Consider the following 16,864-nt stretch of genomic DNA (forward strand, 5'->3'; position numbering starts at 1 on the left):
TTGGTAGGGAACTATATTATTTTATATGGTTTTTATCCATTTTTAACAATGTTAAATCCTTATAAATTGGTGTTCCCTCTTCAAGTTAAGTTAGCTTCTTATTCCCACTCAATCGTCGCTGGTGGCTTGCTCGTTACGTCATAGACGACACGATTAATGTGATCGACTTCGTTTACAATCCGTGTCGATATTTTTTCCAATACATCCCACGGGATCCGGGCCCAATCAGATGTCATGCCATCAATCGATGTGACAGCGCGAATACCAATCGTGTAATCATAAGTACGGGCATCACCCATCACACCGACACTACGGATATCCGGGAGCACAGTGAAATATTGCCAAATATCACGATCTAGCCCAGCTAATTTAATTTCTTCACGTAAAATCGCATCAGACTCGCGCACGATTTCTACTTTTTCTTCTGTTACTTCACCTAATACGCGAATGCCAAGACCCGGACCTGGGAACGGCTGACGCCATACGACAGCTTCAGGTACGCCTAATTCAAGGCCTAGTGCCCGTACTTCATCTTTAAATAATGTATTCAATGGCTCTAGTAACTCAAATTGCATATCTTCTGGTAATCCACCTACGTTATGATGTGATTTAATCGTTTGAGCTGTTTCTGTACCGGATTCAACAATATCCGTATATAGTGTGCCTTGTGCAAGGAAGTCCATTTCCTTCAAGCGTGCAGCTTCATCATCAAACACGTAAATAAACTCGTTTCCGATAATTTTACGTTTTTGTTCAGGATCACTAACACCTTTCAGCTTTCTCATAAAACGTTCTTTTGCGTCAACACGAATGATGTTCATTTTAAATCCATCGCGGAATGTTTCCATCACGATGTCTCCTTCATGTTTTCGAAGTAACCCATGATCGACAAAAATACAAGTTAGTTGATCACCAATTGCTTTATGAATAAGTGCAGCAACTACTGATGAATCGACACCACCACTTAATGCGCAAAGTACTTTACGATCGCCTACTGTCTCCTGTATTTTTTCAACTTCTTGTTCCACGAAATTAGCCATTGTCCAATCTCCAGAGCACCCGCTAATTTGAAAGACAAAGTTTTTCAAAATATCATTTCCGTAGATCGTGTTACGAACCTCAGGGTGGAATTGTACGCCATAAATCGGTTTGTTATGATGGCGCATCGCTGCAATTGGTGTAGATGGATTGGTCGCTTCAACCGTGAAATCAGCGGGTGCTTGAATCACTTTGTCACTATGACTCATCCACACCGTCTGATCATTTGGTGTGCCCGTAAAGAGATGAGCCCCACTGGTCACATCAATCTCGGCTTTGCCATATTCGCGATGAGTTGAACGCTCAACTGTTCCGCCAAAATGCTGGGTAATTAATTGCATACCATAGCAAATCCCTAGAATAGGAATATCTAGATCAAAGATCGCCTCGTTGACACGGAAGCTATTCTCTCCATAGACACTATGCGGGCCTCCAGATAAGATGATTCCTTTTGGGTTAATTGCTTTGATCTCTTCAATAGTCAAACGATGCGAATGGAGTTCACTGTAAACACCAAACTCACGAATACGCCGTGTTATTAATTGATTATATTGACTACCATAATCAAGGACTAAAATCATTTCATTATCTACTTGCACACTAGCCACTCCTTTTTCCCTACCATTTATAAAAAACATTGTTTTAATTAGACAACCTCAACCAGATCGCGATCATGGTCAGGCGTAATTTTCGTTTTACGTGCGATCGCTACTAGCTTTCATGCGAATTCTCCGCTTTTCGTGCGATCACAACTAACTTTCGTGCGAAATCTTCGCTTTACATGCGATCGCTACTACTTTTCATAAGATCGCATTTCTAAAAAAATACCTCTGTCACAATGACAGAGGCAGAATAAATCTGCCTCTATAGTCAGGAGCTTTACGGACTCCCGGTAGATACTCTCGAACCATATTATCGAGGATATACAGAGGTAAGCTTATAATAATGTTTCTATTCTAACAGTGGTGGTAACGGGGGTCAAGATAATATTGTTTCCACCACATTTCGATAATATTGCACGAGTGCTTGGTCGTCATCGATCGACTGTTCATTGCGATATAAGAGACGAGCGTAACAATCGGTTAGCTTGGACATTGAAGTGATTCCAAATAATTGATCAATATCTTGGGCAAAATCATTTAATGTTTGGTTAGCCGCTCTTTTGACTCGAAATAGTGCCAGCAGTTTCAAAAGTTGGTGATAGGCTTTTTGCAAATCTTTAGGTTCTTTGAAGTGTGACCAACGCCATAAGACCGCTTTTTTAAGTAACCATTTCCAACGAATAGCAGCTATGATGAGGATAAGGCAAACGAGTCCAATGAGCCAAGGCCAAATGTTGATTTGGCTTGTTGGTTGTTCGGTCTCCGCCGCTGTTTCTTCTTGCTCTTCTTGTTGCTCTTGCTCCTGCTCTTCAGCTAATGACTCCTCTTCCTCTTGGTCTTCCTGCTCGATTTCTTCTTCATCTAATGATGAATCAGATTGATCGCCTTCTTCTTCACTGTCTTCATAGACAACTTCATTTCCACTAAACCCTATTGTTGGTTCAAAAGGAACCCAGCCGATTTCTGGGAAATAGACTTCCACCCATGAGTGAGCATTACCATTCGTGACTTCATACTGAAACATCTCTTGATCGTCCGTAGATAAATCTTCTATTTGTTCGCCACTTGTAAAGCCTTTTACCCATCGTGCAGGAATGCCAACCGATCTAAGCATGACCACCATCGATGTTGAGAAGTTATCACAATAACCCACTTGTGTTTCGAATAAAAACTGATCAACATAATCTTGGTCATCCTCTGGAACCGGGATATTCTGGGTTTGGTAAGTAAAATCACCTTGGTTGAAGTATTGTTCTATTGCTACTGTTTGATCATAACGTGTGGGTTCTTCGCTAACAATTTCTTCAGCTAGTTCTCTTACCCGATCCGGTAAATCGTCTGGCAATTGTAAATACAATGAAGTGATATCAGCTGGCGTCGGACCATTAGCACGTCTCAACTGGTCAACAGTTAAGTCAGGTTCGCGAAATGACAACGCAATTGGCTCTGAATGAAGCGAGTCGTTGTCATTAGTCGGTTCAATAATACCCGTCTCTTGATCAAATTGCAGACTTAACGCTTCTGTTTGGTTGACTTGAGATAATCCTTGAGGATAGACCAACCGATCAAAGTTTGCCCCATCTAAATATTCGATGGTTGCATTTTGTAACATCTGATGTTGCTGATTATAGATGAGTTCAAGTGCATCATCTTGAAAAGATTGATAGCTTAGTTCTGTCGACCGTTCCCAACTGTGCCCAGTATAAGTATCTAACGACTCAATGCGCCAATAATGCTCAACCGGTGTATTTGCTCTGAACACTGGTGTATCATCTTGTTCAAACGAACCGCCTAATTGGGCATCATCTTCACTATAACCCACCTGGCGATTCTGATCATTAGTCGTTAACCGTTCTGCTGTGGTTGTTAGGAAGGGGACAGGGTCTGGCCAAACGGGTTCAGATTTGGGCGCATAATATCCGACAAAGACAGCGACAGCCACGATAACAAAAAGCGGTACAACGACCTTTTCGAACCATAATCCAACCTCAAAAGTTAGCCCCTGTTGTTTAACACGCTTTAAATAGTTGCCAATCACTAACATAAACAAGCTAACCATCAGCAAACGGATAATGGCTAGATCTGCTTGAAAGGTCGTGAACGTGTCCATCACGGTTATAAAAACAATCGTTAGTACGATATAGACAAAGACACGTTTCATGGTGATTAACCAAAAATAAAGTAAATAACTCATTAAAGCAATTAAAATTAATAGAAGGAACGTTTGGAACAAGTCGGTTAATTGATGCCAATTTTGATTAATTAGGGCATTTATATTTGTCCGTCCTTCCCATTGAATCTGCTCAAACCATTCCGAGCCAAATACTGGTCGAGGTAAAAAGGCTCGGTCGATAATAAAAAGCAAACCCATCATTTTAATAAAGAAAGATATCAAACTAGACAGTTGCAAATAAGTTAAACCAAAGCACAATATGGCATAAATAACAAATAGAGTAAAGGGCTCCGAATCCGTTAAATCATGTAAAGGGCTAAGCCATTCCAATGCTAAGATTAGACCGCCTACATATAATAAGAAGGTAAGAAATGCTTCACCTCGTTGCATACGCCTATTGCCTTTCACTAGATCCTCACCACCCATCTGTTTTGAGCTACTTCCCGTTCAGTCATTGCATCGACAATAACGCCAAAGCTTTGCAGATGTTGTCGTTGTTGCTTTTCTATTTCAGACTGTTGGGGTTCTGCTTTCGTCCAATACAATCGAATAACTTTAACATAACGAGCCAATTCCTTCATGTATTCAGCTAATTCTATTGTTAATTGATCAGTAAACACTATCAAAAAGCTCGCTGTTTTTAAGTGACTTGCTTGGGTATGAAGGATAGGTGATATATCTCCTTCAGACTGTCCTGTTGGCAAAACCGTCAAATATCGATGTAAATCTGCAAGCCGATGTTCGGTTGATAAATAATAACCAGGTTCAGCTAAATGACAAAAATCAAGCTTATGACCTTTATCCGTCAAGTTTTGAATCAGTCCATATGCCACCGTAAGGTTCCATTCAAAACCAACCCCTCCATGACTGCCAGCCAACGCAACAACACCATCATTATGCTGTTCTTGGTCAAACTCTTTGGTCATGAGCGTTTCCGTTTTGGCTGTTGCCTTCCAGTGAATTGAAGAGACGCGGTCACCAGGTACGTATTCTCTTGCACCCGTTACCACATTTGAGCTTTCCGCTTGAATCATTGAAGTAGATGCTTCACCCAACTGTTGAAGTCGGCTGGGCCAATGGACGTCCCCCTCAAGATAACGTGGACGAATAAGGAGAACCGACTCTACAGGTACAACCATAGTTTTAGAAACAAAACCGAATAAGTCGGTTATCGATAGCTTGACTTGCGTAAATGTATGGACACCACGTGGCACATCATTGACTTGATATTCATAATAAACCGTTCGACTAAATAAAGGAAAAGCAAGCTTTTTAACCGTTTCTTTTCTTTGATATAAGCTTTGATTAGACAACATTTTCGACCATTGATGCACAACAAAACGAAAATTTAAAGAAGAAGGTAAACACTCTTGGATCATCAAGTATGAAAACGGCATGGGTAGACGTCGCTTCATCACCAACCGTACTCTAATCGAATCGCCTGCTTGAATCGATGTGATCGGTAAAATGCGATCAACTTTCCAATCACTTACCGGATAAAAAATAAAGCATAAATAATAGATCAAAAAGGGTAATGTCGCATAAAAAAGAAACCAGCTGACAAATCCTCCTTGGAACATAGCATAACTAAATAGAACCACAAACAAACCCATTAAGAGGAGCAATCTCATGACTAGATTAGCCATTCGTAACATTAGTTAAAATCCTTTCGCGCCGGTACATCAATTTGATTTAACACAGCCTGTATCACCTGTTCTCCTGTCATGTTCGCATATTTCGCCTCATGCGTTAAAATCAGCCGATGGGCCAACACATAAGGCGCTAAATAGATGACATCATCTGGAATCACATAGTCCCGGTTTTGAATGAAGGCATATGCTTTGGCAACTCGCATCAAGCCAATCGCTCCGCGAGGGCTGACCCCTAATTGAACCGCATCGTGCTGGCGTGTTTGGCGCACAAGCTTAATAATATATTGTTGTACGAGTGGATCAATATAAACACGGTTGACTTCTTCTTGCATCGCAACGACATTATGTTTGTCAATAACGGCGGTCAATGCTTCGATTGGATGGAGACCACCTGTTAAGCTTAACATTTTCAATTCCTCATCCTCTGTTGGATAGCCCATTTCCAGTTTTATCAAGAAACGATCTAGCTGTGCCTCTGGAAGTGGATACGTCCCTTCATATTCAATGGGATTCTGTGTCGCCATCACAAAGAACGGTTGATGAATCTTGATCGTTTCTCCATCTACGGTTACACTACTTTCTTCCATCGCTTCCAATAAAGCCGATTGTGTTTTTGGTGATGTCCGATTAATTTCATCAGCCAAGACTATATCGCCAACAATTGGACCTTTTCTATATTCAAATTGTTGCGTGTGTGGATGATAGATCGATACCCCGGTTACATCAGATGGTAATAAATCTGGTGTAAACTGAATCCGGTTGAAAGAGCAGTCAAGTGATTTCGCTAACGCTCGAACTAACATGGTTTTCCCCACACCTGGAACATCCTCAAGTAATACATGTCCCTTTGCCAACAATGCTGCTAAACTTAATGTTGTGACTTCATGCTTACCTATAATTACTTTTTCTATATTCGTTAGCACCTCATGAATCGATCGTTGTGTTTCAATCATCATTCGAGCCTCCATTTTCTCTTTTCAATCATTCTCTTACTATACTATATTTTTTTCTACTAAAAAGAAATAGTTTCAAATAGAAAAAGAGACAGTTTTTAACAAAAACGTCTCTTTTTCCTTATTTTATTTGGTTATATAATGAAGACACGACCATTAACCGATAATCATTTTTGCTTTCGGATATTTATACAAATCTTTTGTTGTCTTACCACGAATTAAGAATAAAAATGAAAAGATGCCAATCCGGCCAACAAACATCATGACCATAATCACCATTTTTCCAATATAAGATAATTCTTCTGTAATGCCTAAGCTAAGCCCCGTTGTACCAAAAGCTGAAAACACTTCAAAGGCAATTTCCATATTAGTAAATGGCTCAGTAATCGACATAATTAATATTGCTGTTAAGCACAGTAAAAAGGCGGTAACCATAACAATAAATGCACGCATCACATCCAATTGGACAATTTCACGTTTAAAGACTTTGATTGCACTGTGTCCTTTCGCATAGTGGTAAATCGCTAATAAAACAATCGCAAAAGTTGTCGTTCTAATTCCGCCCCCAACACTACTCGGTGACGCACCAACAAACATTAAGAATGATAATACCATTAACGTGGGCGGGCTGAAATCGGTCATGGCCATTGTAGCTAGTCCACCATTACGCGTCGTAATCGATTGAAACAAACTATAAAATAAGACTTCATGCCAACTTTTATCGCTAAAGAAATGGTTTCTTTCAATGAGGTAAATCATCACAGCACCAAACAACACCAATAGAAAAAAAGTCATTGTCGTCAACTTCGTAAACGTACTAAATTTAAAACCCGATCGATCGGGTCGTTTTTTTGATAGCCACTGCTGCAGTTCGATTAAGACGGGAAAACCGATCGCACCTAAAACAAGTAAAATCATATTAACCGTCTGAACAAAGTAATCATTTACAAACGGCTCTAAAGAGGCTCCAGTTATATCAAAACCCGCATTGGTTGTCGCACTAACAGCACCAAAAAAACCTTGCAGCCAAGCTTCTTGCCATGTATCAAAGTAATTTAAATAATGCACACTTAATACAACTGTACCAACAAATTCAATGATTAATACGGTTTGAAGAATTTTAAGCATTAGACGTACAAGTCCTGATAATGTCGACCGATTTTGATCAATAGAAATCAGCTGTCGCCCTCTGATGCCAATCTTTTTTCGAAATAATATATAGATAGTTGTTCCTAAAGTCATAATGCCGATACCACCAAATTGCAAAATAAAGGCAAGCGCAAAATAACCACCGGTATTAAAAGTCAGTTCGGTAGGTACAACTGTTAAGCCTGTTACACTCATCGCACTAATAGCTGTAAACAGTGTATCAATGAATGAAATCGTGATACCAGGTCTTAAAAAGAATGGCATACTTAATATAAATGTTGATATTAAAATCGCTGATGCATAAAAGAATACAATTAATTGCACGGTTGAGAGTTGCTTTAACCCTCTAAACGACGTTTTAAATAAAGACATCTAACATACTCCTTGCTTTTAAACAAATCATCATTAGTCTAACATAATTTGTCGAACAATTGACTAAAAACTTAATAAAATATAACCCATAAAAAAGTAAAGAAATGATAAAAGCATCTGATTTAGCATTGATTTATCATTTTGATCATGACATAATTTCGTATATAAGGAGTGAATGCTGTGTTAAATAAAGAAAACCAACATCTATTTCGCGATGCCTTAAACCATACAAATGTTGGTCTTATTATTACTGATCCCAGCCTACCCGATCATCCAATTATTTATGTTAATCAAGGTTTTGTTAATATGACTGGTTATCAAGCTGAAGAGATCATCGGTAAAAATTGTCGGTTTCTTCAAGGAATCCAAACAGACTCAGAAGTAACAAATTCCATTCGCCAAGCCATTGATAAACAAGAATCAATTACTGTTCAGCTATACAATTACACGAAGGATGGAACTGGTTTTTGGAACGAATTAACGATTGATCCGATGCACATTGAAGAAAATGGTGAGACCAAACTTTATTTTGTCGGTGTTCAAAAAGATGTAACTGAATTAAAGGAAAAAGAACGCCTCTTAAAAAACGCACTTAACGAAATGGAGAAACTGGCTACCCCCATTGTTCCAATCAATAACCATATTTCAGTCTTGCCTTTAATTGGTTCGATTACACAGACAAGACTAGATCAATTGACAAATGCAATATCTCACTACTTGGCTAAATCAAAAGATGATTACCTAATTCTTGATTTATCAGGCCTTTATGAAGTCGATACTTATGTGGCCGCATCATTATTGAAACTAAATGATTTAACTCAACTCATTGGCACACAACTTGTTTTGACTGGCATTAGGCCCGAATTAGCTATTAAAACGTTAGATATTGGAGATCACCTTATTCAACTGCGTACATACCTTACCGTCCAAGATGCAATAAAAGCATTATCTAATGAAACCATAGGATAACACGTTTAATGTAGATGATAAAAAAGAAACATGAGCGATTTATGTTTCTTTTTTTATTTAATATAAAAGACCATAACGAAACGATAAAAATTCCAGTTTACTTTAATAAAGTCATGGGTATAGTATAACCTTTAAAGGAAATTAAGAGAAATGGGGATTCTGTAACCTTTTGAATCACAAGCATTTGTTCTTATACTTTCTTACATATAAAAAGGGGGGAATTTAATGTTTAAAAGAATAGACATGTACAATTTAAGTGGTAGCATTATAATTTTTGGTAGTACATTATTTATTAGCTCAATTGAACACTCTTTTTTTATCAGCTTTATTGCATTTATACTCATTCTAATCACGGTATACGGGCATCATCGGTTGAAGAACATTCATCGCGATTTAATTGCTGGTGTAAAAGGTGTTATTTTAACCGATTATCGCATCATTGACCAAGCGATCCAATCGACACATCATATGGAGAACAGTATAACCAAAACCGAACACAAAACGCGTGATACTATTATTGAAATATTAAAACAGGAATTAACTGCTCACCCTCACTATTTAGGAACTTGGGTTGCCTACCAACCCAATGCTTTTGATCAAGATGACAGCACGTATAAAAATTATAAACATTATGATCAGACCGGTCGATTTATAGCCTATATCGTGAGAACAGATGATGGTATTACGATTGAGAACCTCCCTAATATCGATCAAGAAGCTTTTTATGCTCTACCTAAGCAAAACAAGGCGCTCACTGTCATAGATCCATTTATTTTTCCAGTTGACGGCGAAGATATATTAATGACAACAGTCGCTACCCCCATTAAAAAGGGAGGGCAAGTTATCGGTGTTACAGGTGTTGATATTCAACTACAGTCTTCTAAAGATTTAAAGCGTCGTTTGCTCGATTTTGATGGTGAAGCTACGTTTAATATCAAAGATGTTATGTTGAAATTAAACAAAAAAGGTAAAATAGGTAAAGAATCTCACGCGTTAATTGAAGCAATCAAACAAGATTATGACGAAATGGTTGATCTGTTTGAATCAACCGTTAAACGTATAGCTGATAGTACGCACAGCTTCAAAGATGTCACCGTACGTGCAAGTGAAGCTTCTGATGAAGTGACAAGAGCTTTCGAAGAAATTGCACGAGGAGCAACTGATCAAGCAAACGATACAGAAAATGGTTCTTTACAAATGGACGAATTGGGTACAATCATTGAAACCGAACAGCAAGAAATAACCGACCTAACAACTGATATTAAAAATATTGAACAGTCTACTGAAGAAAGTACAACTACTTTGGATAAACTCGTTGAGCAAAATCAACAAACAATTACAGCTATGCATGAGCTAACCCAAAATCTTGTTGAAACCGTCTCAAGTTCTGATAAAATTAAGCAAGCAAGTGAAGAAATAAATACTATATCCGAGCAAACCCATTTACTCGCATTAAACGCTTCGATTGAAGCAGCAAGGGCTGGTGAGTCCGGGAAAGGTTTTTCTGTTGTTGCTGAAGAAATTAGAAAGTTAGCTGAAAACGCTAAGGTTTTTTCCGCGCAGATTGATTCAGATATTCATGAGCTTGATAAACGTTCATCGAACGCTCATCACTCCATGCAAGAATTAACAACGACAATTGAAACCCAATCTGATCAAATTAAAGCTACCAACGAAAGATTTGGTGCAATATCTGATATTATTGCAAACATTATCGAACGGATTAAAAAAATTAATCACTCTGGTAACCAAATGACTGACAAAAAAGAGCAGCTACTAGGTATGGTTGAAAATCTTGCAGCGATAGCTGAAGAAAATGCTGCTAGTTCAGAAGAAGTTGCTGCTTCAATGGAGAGCTTAACCAAAACAATTGAACAAAGTGCAGCAGGTAGTCAACAGCTAGAAATGATCGTTAATCAACTAGATCTAACAGTAAAAAGGATCAAAGACAATAATTGAATGAAACCATCAGGCCTTACAAATACCAAAAAATAAAGAGGATGTCATTTTCGACATCCTCTTTGTTTAATCATGCTTAAATTTTATAACACTCTCTTGCAAATCCTGAGCAAGCTCCGCTAAAGACTCGCTTGATTCAGCAATTTCATTCATTGAATTGGTTTGTTCAGTAACAGAAGCTGATGCTTCTTGAGTACTTGCTGCATTCTGTTCAGACACAGCAGATAAACTGTGAAGCACTTCAAAAATATTTCCACTTGTTGATTGCATCAATTTTCCAGATTCGGTAAGATCTTCTACAGCGACATTCATATCTTCTAACTTAGCTGCAATGCCATCAAATTGATCATTAGTGGCCCGAACAATGGCTACTTGATCATTCATATTTGTATCGACCTGTTCAATCGCATCAACCGCTTGAGCACTTTTCGCTGCTAACTCCTGAATCACTGAAACAATCTCACCCGTAAATTGATTCGATTGCTCAGCTAGTTTACGAACCTCATCGGCCACCACTGCAAACCCTTGTCCCGCTTCTCCAGCACGAGCCGCTTCAATCGCCGCATTTAAGGCAAGTAAGTTCGTCTGTTCTGCAATATCTCTAATCTTTTCACTCGATTGTGAAATCTTCTCTACACTTTCATTCGTTAAGTGAATAATATCTTTAACTTCCTTAGCCGAGGTAACCGACTGTTGAGATTTTTCACTTAACTCCTGCATTTTTACTAAGCCTTGATCTTTCCGTTCTGCAACGGCTTTGTTGGATTGATTCATTTTTTCAATTAACAAATGATCGTCTTTCATTTTAGCTTGTAAGTCCTGCATATATTCAACGCCATTTTCAGTATCTTTTGCTTGCTCTGTCGCTCCACTTGAAATTTCTTCAATCACCTTCGATACTTCAACCGCAGCAGAAGCCGCTTGTTCACTAGTTGCCATTAATTCCTCAGAAGAGGCAGACACTTGTTCAGCTAATCTAGCATTTGTCGCAATCAGATCAGTTAAATTTTGTCGCATTGCTTCATTCGATCGACCAATATCGCCAAGCTCATCATTTCTGTTTAATACTTTTGCAAATCGTTTATCACTTTCATCTTTTCGAAGATCATAATTAGCAATTCGATTTAATGAGTGTGTTACCGTTTGGATTGGATTCGTAATGCTTCGACTAATCAGATAAGTAACCACAACAGCTAATGCTGTAAATAGAACAGATCCCAAAATAATAAATCTATTTAATTGATTTAATCCTGCAAATATTTCATCTTGATCAACTTCAATCATAAAGATCCAGTCACTTGCTGCTATAGGTGCATAACCAACATAAATAGCGTCTCCCGCAAAAGTATGTTCACCAACACCGACCTCACGATTAACCATCTCTGTCTCAAATAATGCTAATAGCTCATCTAAACTTGTATCTTCATCTTCTCTTGAATCTTCTAATTCAGTACCTTCAGACTCCTCATCGATACTAAATATGTTCATTTGCATTTCAATCAACATCGCTTCAGAGTGCGCCTGAAAGTTACCTTCACTATCAATAATAGCAGAACGCCCTGACTCACCATAAGTGATCTCGTTAACAGTTTCACTGAAAGATAGTGCATTAATTAAACCATATAAGAAACCTGTTTGCGCATTGCCATCGAAAACGGGCACAGCGATAACGATATATGGCTGTTCAAAGTTATCTCCTACTATCACATCAGATATAGTGGATTCTCCATTTAAAACGGTAGTTAAGAAATCTTCTCCTGAAAAGTCCTGTTCCGTTTCTTGTTGATTAAACAGATGGCCTACACCATCCATATCAGCATAACCAAATCCCATATAACCAGTAGCATCTTGTTCATTACTGAAAAAGCTTACTAATTCCGACCTATTATCTGCATCTAGAATATCTGCTCGTGCCAATGTTTCCATATAAATTAACTCTTTATTTCTTGTAGCACTAATATGTTTGGCTGCCTCATCAGCTAAATTATATAAAGATTCTTCAGCTAGTTCTCTAATCGCTGTTCTACTTCCCCACATCGATAATACACTTAATGATAAAGCTACCCCTACTACTAAAAGTGTAAAGAGTAAGATCATTTTCACTTTTAAAGTTTTAATTCTTTTCATTCCAGTCGTCTCCTCTCAATTTTAAGGTAGGTCATTATACTCACCAATCAACTAAAATTAGGTACACTTAATGGATACGCAACTATCATCCATTACTTATGTCCTTTTTAAATTAAATAAATATATAGTAATTGAATTTTCTAATGTCATACACTAGTGTGTTTCAGAGACGTCTCTATTCTTTTATCGACAAAATCCGGCATGATTTTAGTTGTATATCATACTTTAGCCGCAATACTTTTTTATTAACAGATCGCAAAACAACATCTGCCCTACTGACAGATGTTGTGATTTATTATACGTCATCTATACGGCCACCAATTCTATTTGTCAACCCACCTGAAATTATGGTTCTCCTCTTCTTTATTCACTCGTTAAAATGCTAATTTCAAATAATAACCTCATTCAAAGTTAGCTTTTCAACAACATTATTTCATTCTTAAAGTTAAAGCTGGAGCTTTTCTTGCCGCCTTTCTTGCGGGAATAATACCTATCATTAACATAACCACGATCATAACTGAGCCTAAAATAGCAACAGCTGATAAGTTTAACGGTTCAATATATTGGATGATTGGACGAGCGATCTGATTCAGTTGAAAAATAATTGAGTCCGTCATAACCAGTCCTAACAAACTTATCACCACTGCAACGATGAACGTTTCGATGATAAAGAGACGAGAGATATCTCTTCTTCGTGCTCCTATACTATAAAGAATAACCACTTCTTTTCTTCGTTCAATCACAGATAGATAAATTTTGCCTCCGAGCATTATCATCGTCATCATAAATGTAAGTAGTGCAAATCCTAGAATAAGAAGGCTATTCGGTGCTTGATTTGGCTCGATTACATTTGTAAAAAGACCAAATAAAGCAAAAGCCAACGCTAAACTAAACACACCCAAGCTACCTATCACCATCAGGATTAACGTTAGCCATTTCTGCGCTAATAAATGTTTAGAAGCTAGCACAGCTGCCATGAAGATGGACAAGGACGGCTTATTTGCTATCTGACTTTTCAATGGCTCTGGACAAGTTGACTCCACTTGATCCGTTAGGGGATGACTATCCGATTGAACTTTACCATCTATTAAGCTAATTATTCTCGTACTATAGTTCTTAGCGATCACTTGATCATGTGTGGCCACAATAATAAGTCGTGTTTCGGCTAAATCACGTAATAGCGCCATGATTTGATTGCTCGCGTCTGAATCCAGAACACCAGTCGGTTCATCAGCTACAATAATGGCTGGATCATTAACTATTGCCCGGGCAATAGCAACTTGTTGCACTTGCACTTTTGTTAAATGCTTCGGCATCAGATCGATCTCTTTTTCTAAACCTACTTGTACTAAAGCTTGCTCAGCTCGCTTGGTCCGTTCAGTACGTGTCTCTCGGGACAATACCATGGCTAATTCTACATTTTCAAGGACAGACTGATGCATCAACAACTGCTCATTTTGACGTACAAAACCGATCATACGGTGACGGTACGCATCCCAAGCTTGATGACGAAAATGCTTAGTGGATTGACCACAGACTAATAAATCCCCTGAATCATATTGATCTAATCCTCCGATTATATTAACTAAAGTCGTTTTACCTGTTCCAGATGGTCCTAAGATCGTCACTAATTCACGATCTCGAAAACCAAGTGAAATCTTTTTCAATACATGGTAGTATTGGGTCTCTGCTTGATAAGATTTATTAATATTCACGAGTTTTAGCTTTTCCAAAGCAATTACTCCTTCATGATGTTGATTTATTCATGTGATTAAAGTAGGCTTACTTCACTTTAAAATATGTCGTTCTTTGATATAAAACGGACCTTCAATCAGTGGACGAAGGGCTACAGGATGTAGGTCATGCACACGCCACAGGACGTAGCGGTTTTAGTCTACGATCTTACCTACCCATTGCAGGTTCGTTGAGTGAATTAGGACGGTTATCTGTGATAAAGGTTTAAAACTTTGATTATCTCCAACATAACGTGCATAGTGTTTCTCTGCAAGTATGGTAATTATTTTAACCGAAGCTTTTAACACCTTAACTAGTGACTAAACATAGTATGAGATTCGCTTACCTTTATCATGCGTTACTGCATTACCTTTTAGCATTTTATCTATGAAGAGGAATTCCTCCGAACGTATGTTACATTCGAAAAGTTTTGACAGTCTCTTCTAAATTTTGAGCGACCTGACTAAGTGAGCTTGCTGCAGAACGCATCTCATCTATGGCTAGATGTTGTTGATCAACGGCACTCACGACTTGATTAGTGTGTGTTAAGGCTTGATCTGTTATCTGACCAGATTGACGGGCAATATCATTTACTGATTCGATACTCGCTGTAATTTCTTCGATGGCAGCCGAGACTTCCTCCACTTCAGCAACCACACCCTCAACAGATTGATTGATAGTGGTAAAACTATTACCAGCTTGATCTACTAAAGTTATTCCCTGATTGACCGCCTTGCGCTCTTCCTCAATTGCACCAGCTGTATGGTTAACTTCTTGTTGAATTTCGTTCACTAACATATTCACTTTGTTAGCTGAACGACCTGATTGTTCAGCTAGACGGCGAACTTCTTCTGCCACAACAGCAAAGCCTTTTCCTTGTTCACCTGCCCTTGCCGCTTCAATCGCTGCATTTAAGGCTAACAAATTGGTTTGCTCAGACAGTTGATTAATTAATATAATAATATCAGTAATCTCTTTCGATTTATCCCCTAACTTATCAACGTGATCAGCTGTTACATTTGTCTTTACGTTTATGCGATTCATTTGTTCAACGACATCTTTTATTGCACTTCCACCTTGTTGAGCATTTTGATTTGTGGTCATTGCACTATTATTGACTTGTTCGATACTATCAACAATTTGATTCATTCCTTGAGAAATGTCTTGTACAATATCAGCCACCTGATCAGATGCATTTGATTGTTGCTCAGAACCTGAGGCGACTTGATCAATGGCAGCAGTAATACTTTTTGAAGAATGATTTGTTTCTTCAGCACTTGCCAACAATTGTTGAGAAGAAGCTGCCACTTGCTCAGACGTTTTTTGAATGTCAGCAATTAAACGGATCAGATTTTCCTTCATCTGATTAAAACTTCGACTTAATTGACTGATTTCATCGTCGGACCGATCAGTTATGTCTGTAGTAAAATCACCATTTCCTGCTGCCTCCATTGCTGTTGCAACCTGTTTCAATCTTGTTGTTACACGTTTTGTGAATGCTAATGTTATAACAACAGCAAGGACAATCACAACAGCAACAGCAATTAAAAACCCTTGAATGGTCTTGGCAACTGTTGAATCAATTAATGCTTGGGATGCACCCACATACCACATTCCAATCACTTGATTGTTCACATCTCTAATCGGTTGATAAGCTGTTTGATACATATGACCAGCTACATCTGCTTCACCAATATATCGTTCTTCACGCTCCAATACAGTCTCGATCACTTGCGGTGAAGCTTTTGTACCCACTGCACGCTCACCATCAATTTCAACATTTGTCGCCACACGCGTATCACCTAAAAAAATAGTCACTGTTCCATCTGTCATCTCGCCAATTTGATCGACTAATTCAAAGTGACCGCTAATTTCAGTCTCTCCCTTATACAATATCCCATCGTCAATGTGCCATTCGCCTTGATATCTCTCCTCAATATACTGGTACCCTAATTCCAGATCAGATACCGCCTTTGCAACGGCTGATTCCTTAATCCCTTCACTAATCTGATAATAGGCTACACTTGCTAAACTTACAGAAACCACCATAACTAGACAAATAACTAATCCATTTAACTTTACCCCTAAGTTTAATTTACTAATCAAAGTCCTCACCCTTTCATGCATTTTTATCAG

General features: G+C 38.3%; 10 protein-coding genes and 1 riboswitch. Of the genes, 2 read left to right on the forward strand and 8 right to left on the reverse strand.

The annotated features are described in order from the left end of the window. Window positions 1–98: 98 nt before the first annotated feature. The 5 genes from guaA to JOE23_RS12625 all read right to left on the reverse strand — a co-directional run bounded on the left by guaA (window position 99) and on the right by JOE23_RS12625 (window position 7,939). Window positions 99–1,619, reverse strand: a complete 1,521-nt coding sequence (gene guaA, locus JOE23_RS12605) for a glutamine-hydrolyzing GMP synthase (RefSeq protein WP_239585422.1) — start codon at window positions 1,617–1,619, stop codon at window positions 99–101. A gap of 266 nt (window positions 1,620–1,885) precedes the next feature. Continuing rightward, a riboswitch (purine riboswitch) is annotated at window positions 1,886–1,987 on the reverse strand. A 29-nt stretch (window positions 1,988–2,016) separates the two neighbouring features. Further along, the gene (locus JOE23_RS12610) at window positions 2,017–4,221 is read right to left on the reverse strand and encodes a transglutaminaseTgpA domain-containing protein (protein ID WP_204438872.1); all 2,205 of its coding nucleotides are present in this window, start codon (window positions 4,219–4,221) and stop codon (window positions 2,017–2,019) included. Next, window positions 4,221–5,468 carry a DUF58 domain-containing protein gene (locus JOE23_RS12615; protein WP_204438873.1) on the reverse strand — a complete coding sequence of 416 codons (1,248 nt, stop codon included), beginning with the start codon at window positions 5,466–5,468 and terminating at the stop codon, window positions 4,221–4,223. The genes JOE23_RS12610 and JOE23_RS12615 overlap by 1 nt, the downstream gene beginning before the upstream one ends. Beyond that, window positions 5,468–6,418, reverse strand: a complete 951-nt coding sequence (locus JOE23_RS12620) for an AAA family ATPase (RefSeq protein ID WP_420827542.1) — start codon at window positions 6,416–6,418, stop codon at window positions 5,468–5,470. Before JOE23_RS12620 ends, JOE23_RS12615 begins: the two co-directional genes overlap by 1 nt. Window positions 6,419–6,574: 156 nt before the next feature. Beyond that, complete coding sequence (locus JOE23_RS12625; RefSeq protein WP_204438875.1) at window positions 6,575–7,939, reverse strand: TrkH family potassium uptake protein; 1,365 nt, start codon at window positions 7,937–7,939, stop codon at window positions 6,575–6,577. Between the two features lie 180 nt (window positions 7,940–8,119). Between JOE23_RS12625 and ytvA the strand changes: the two genes are divergently transcribed. Continuing rightward, window positions 8,120–8,908: a YtvA family blue-light photoreceptor gene (gene ytvA, locus JOE23_RS12630; RefSeq protein WP_204438876.1), complete on the forward strand. Its 789-nt coding sequence runs from the start codon at window positions 8,120–8,122 to the stop codon at window positions 8,906–8,908. Window positions 8,909–9,133: 225 nt separating this feature from the next. Next, window positions 9,134–10,867, forward strand: a complete 1,734-nt coding sequence (locus tag JOE23_RS12635) for a methyl-accepting chemotaxis protein (protein ID WP_204438877.1) — start codon at window positions 9,134–9,136, stop codon at window positions 10,865–10,867. A 66-nt stretch (window positions 10,868–10,933) separates the two neighbouring features. Here JOE23_RS12635 and JOE23_RS12640 read toward each other — a convergent pair whose 3' ends face one another. From JOE23_RS12640 to JOE23_RS12650, 3 genes are all read right to left on the reverse strand, one after another. Then, entirely contained in the window at window positions 10,934–12,994 is a 2,061-nt protein-coding gene (locus JOE23_RS12640) for a methyl-accepting chemotaxis protein (protein WP_204438879.1), read from the reverse strand. 428 nt (window positions 12,995–13,422) lie between these two features. After that, window positions 13,423–14,727, reverse strand: coding sequence for an ABC transporter ATP-binding protein/permease (locus JOE23_RS12645; protein WP_204438880.1), 1,305 nt, complete (start codon window positions 14,725–14,727; stop codon window positions 13,423–13,425). 415 nt (window positions 14,728–15,142) lie between these two features. Beyond that, window positions 15,143–16,834: a methyl-accepting chemotaxis protein gene (locus JOE23_RS12650; protein WP_204438881.1), complete on the reverse strand. Its 1,692-nt coding sequence runs from the start codon at window positions 16,832–16,834 to the stop codon at window positions 15,143–15,145. Window positions 16,835–16,864 lie beyond the last annotated feature (30 nt).

Origin of the sequence: Amphibacillus cookii, from assembly GCF_016908375.1 — a bacterium.
Taxonomy (GTDB): Bacteria; Bacillota; Bacilli; order Bacillales; family Amphibacillaceae; genus Amphibacillus_C; species Amphibacillus_C cookii.

What these genes read in the sequence shown, in the direction of transcription:
- guaA (WP_239585422.1), bottom strand. Translation starts at nt 1,619, where the DNA reads ATGATTTTAGTCCTTGATTATGGTAGTCAATATAATCAATTAATAACA.
- JOE23_RS12615 (WP_204438873.1), bottom strand. Translation starts at nt 5,468, where the DNA reads ATGTTACGAATGGCTAATCTAGTCATGAGATTGCTCCTCTTAATGGGT.
- JOE23_RS12620 (WP_420827542.1), bottom strand. Translation starts at nt 6,418, where the DNA reads ATGATTGAAACACAACGATCGATTCATGAGGTGCTAACGAATATAGAA.
- JOE23_RS12625 (WP_204438875.1), bottom strand. Translation starts at nt 7,939, where the DNA reads ATGTCTTTATTTAAAACGTCGTTTAGAGGGTTAAAGCAACTCTCAACC.
- JOE23_RS12635 (WP_204438877.1), top strand. Translation starts at nt 9,134, where the DNA reads ATGTTTAAAAGAATAGACATGTACAATTTAAGTGGTAGCATTATAATT.
- JOE23_RS12640 (WP_204438879.1), bottom strand. Translation starts at nt 12,994, where the DNA reads ATGAAAAGAATTAAAACTTTAAAAGTGAAAATGATCTTACTCTTTACA.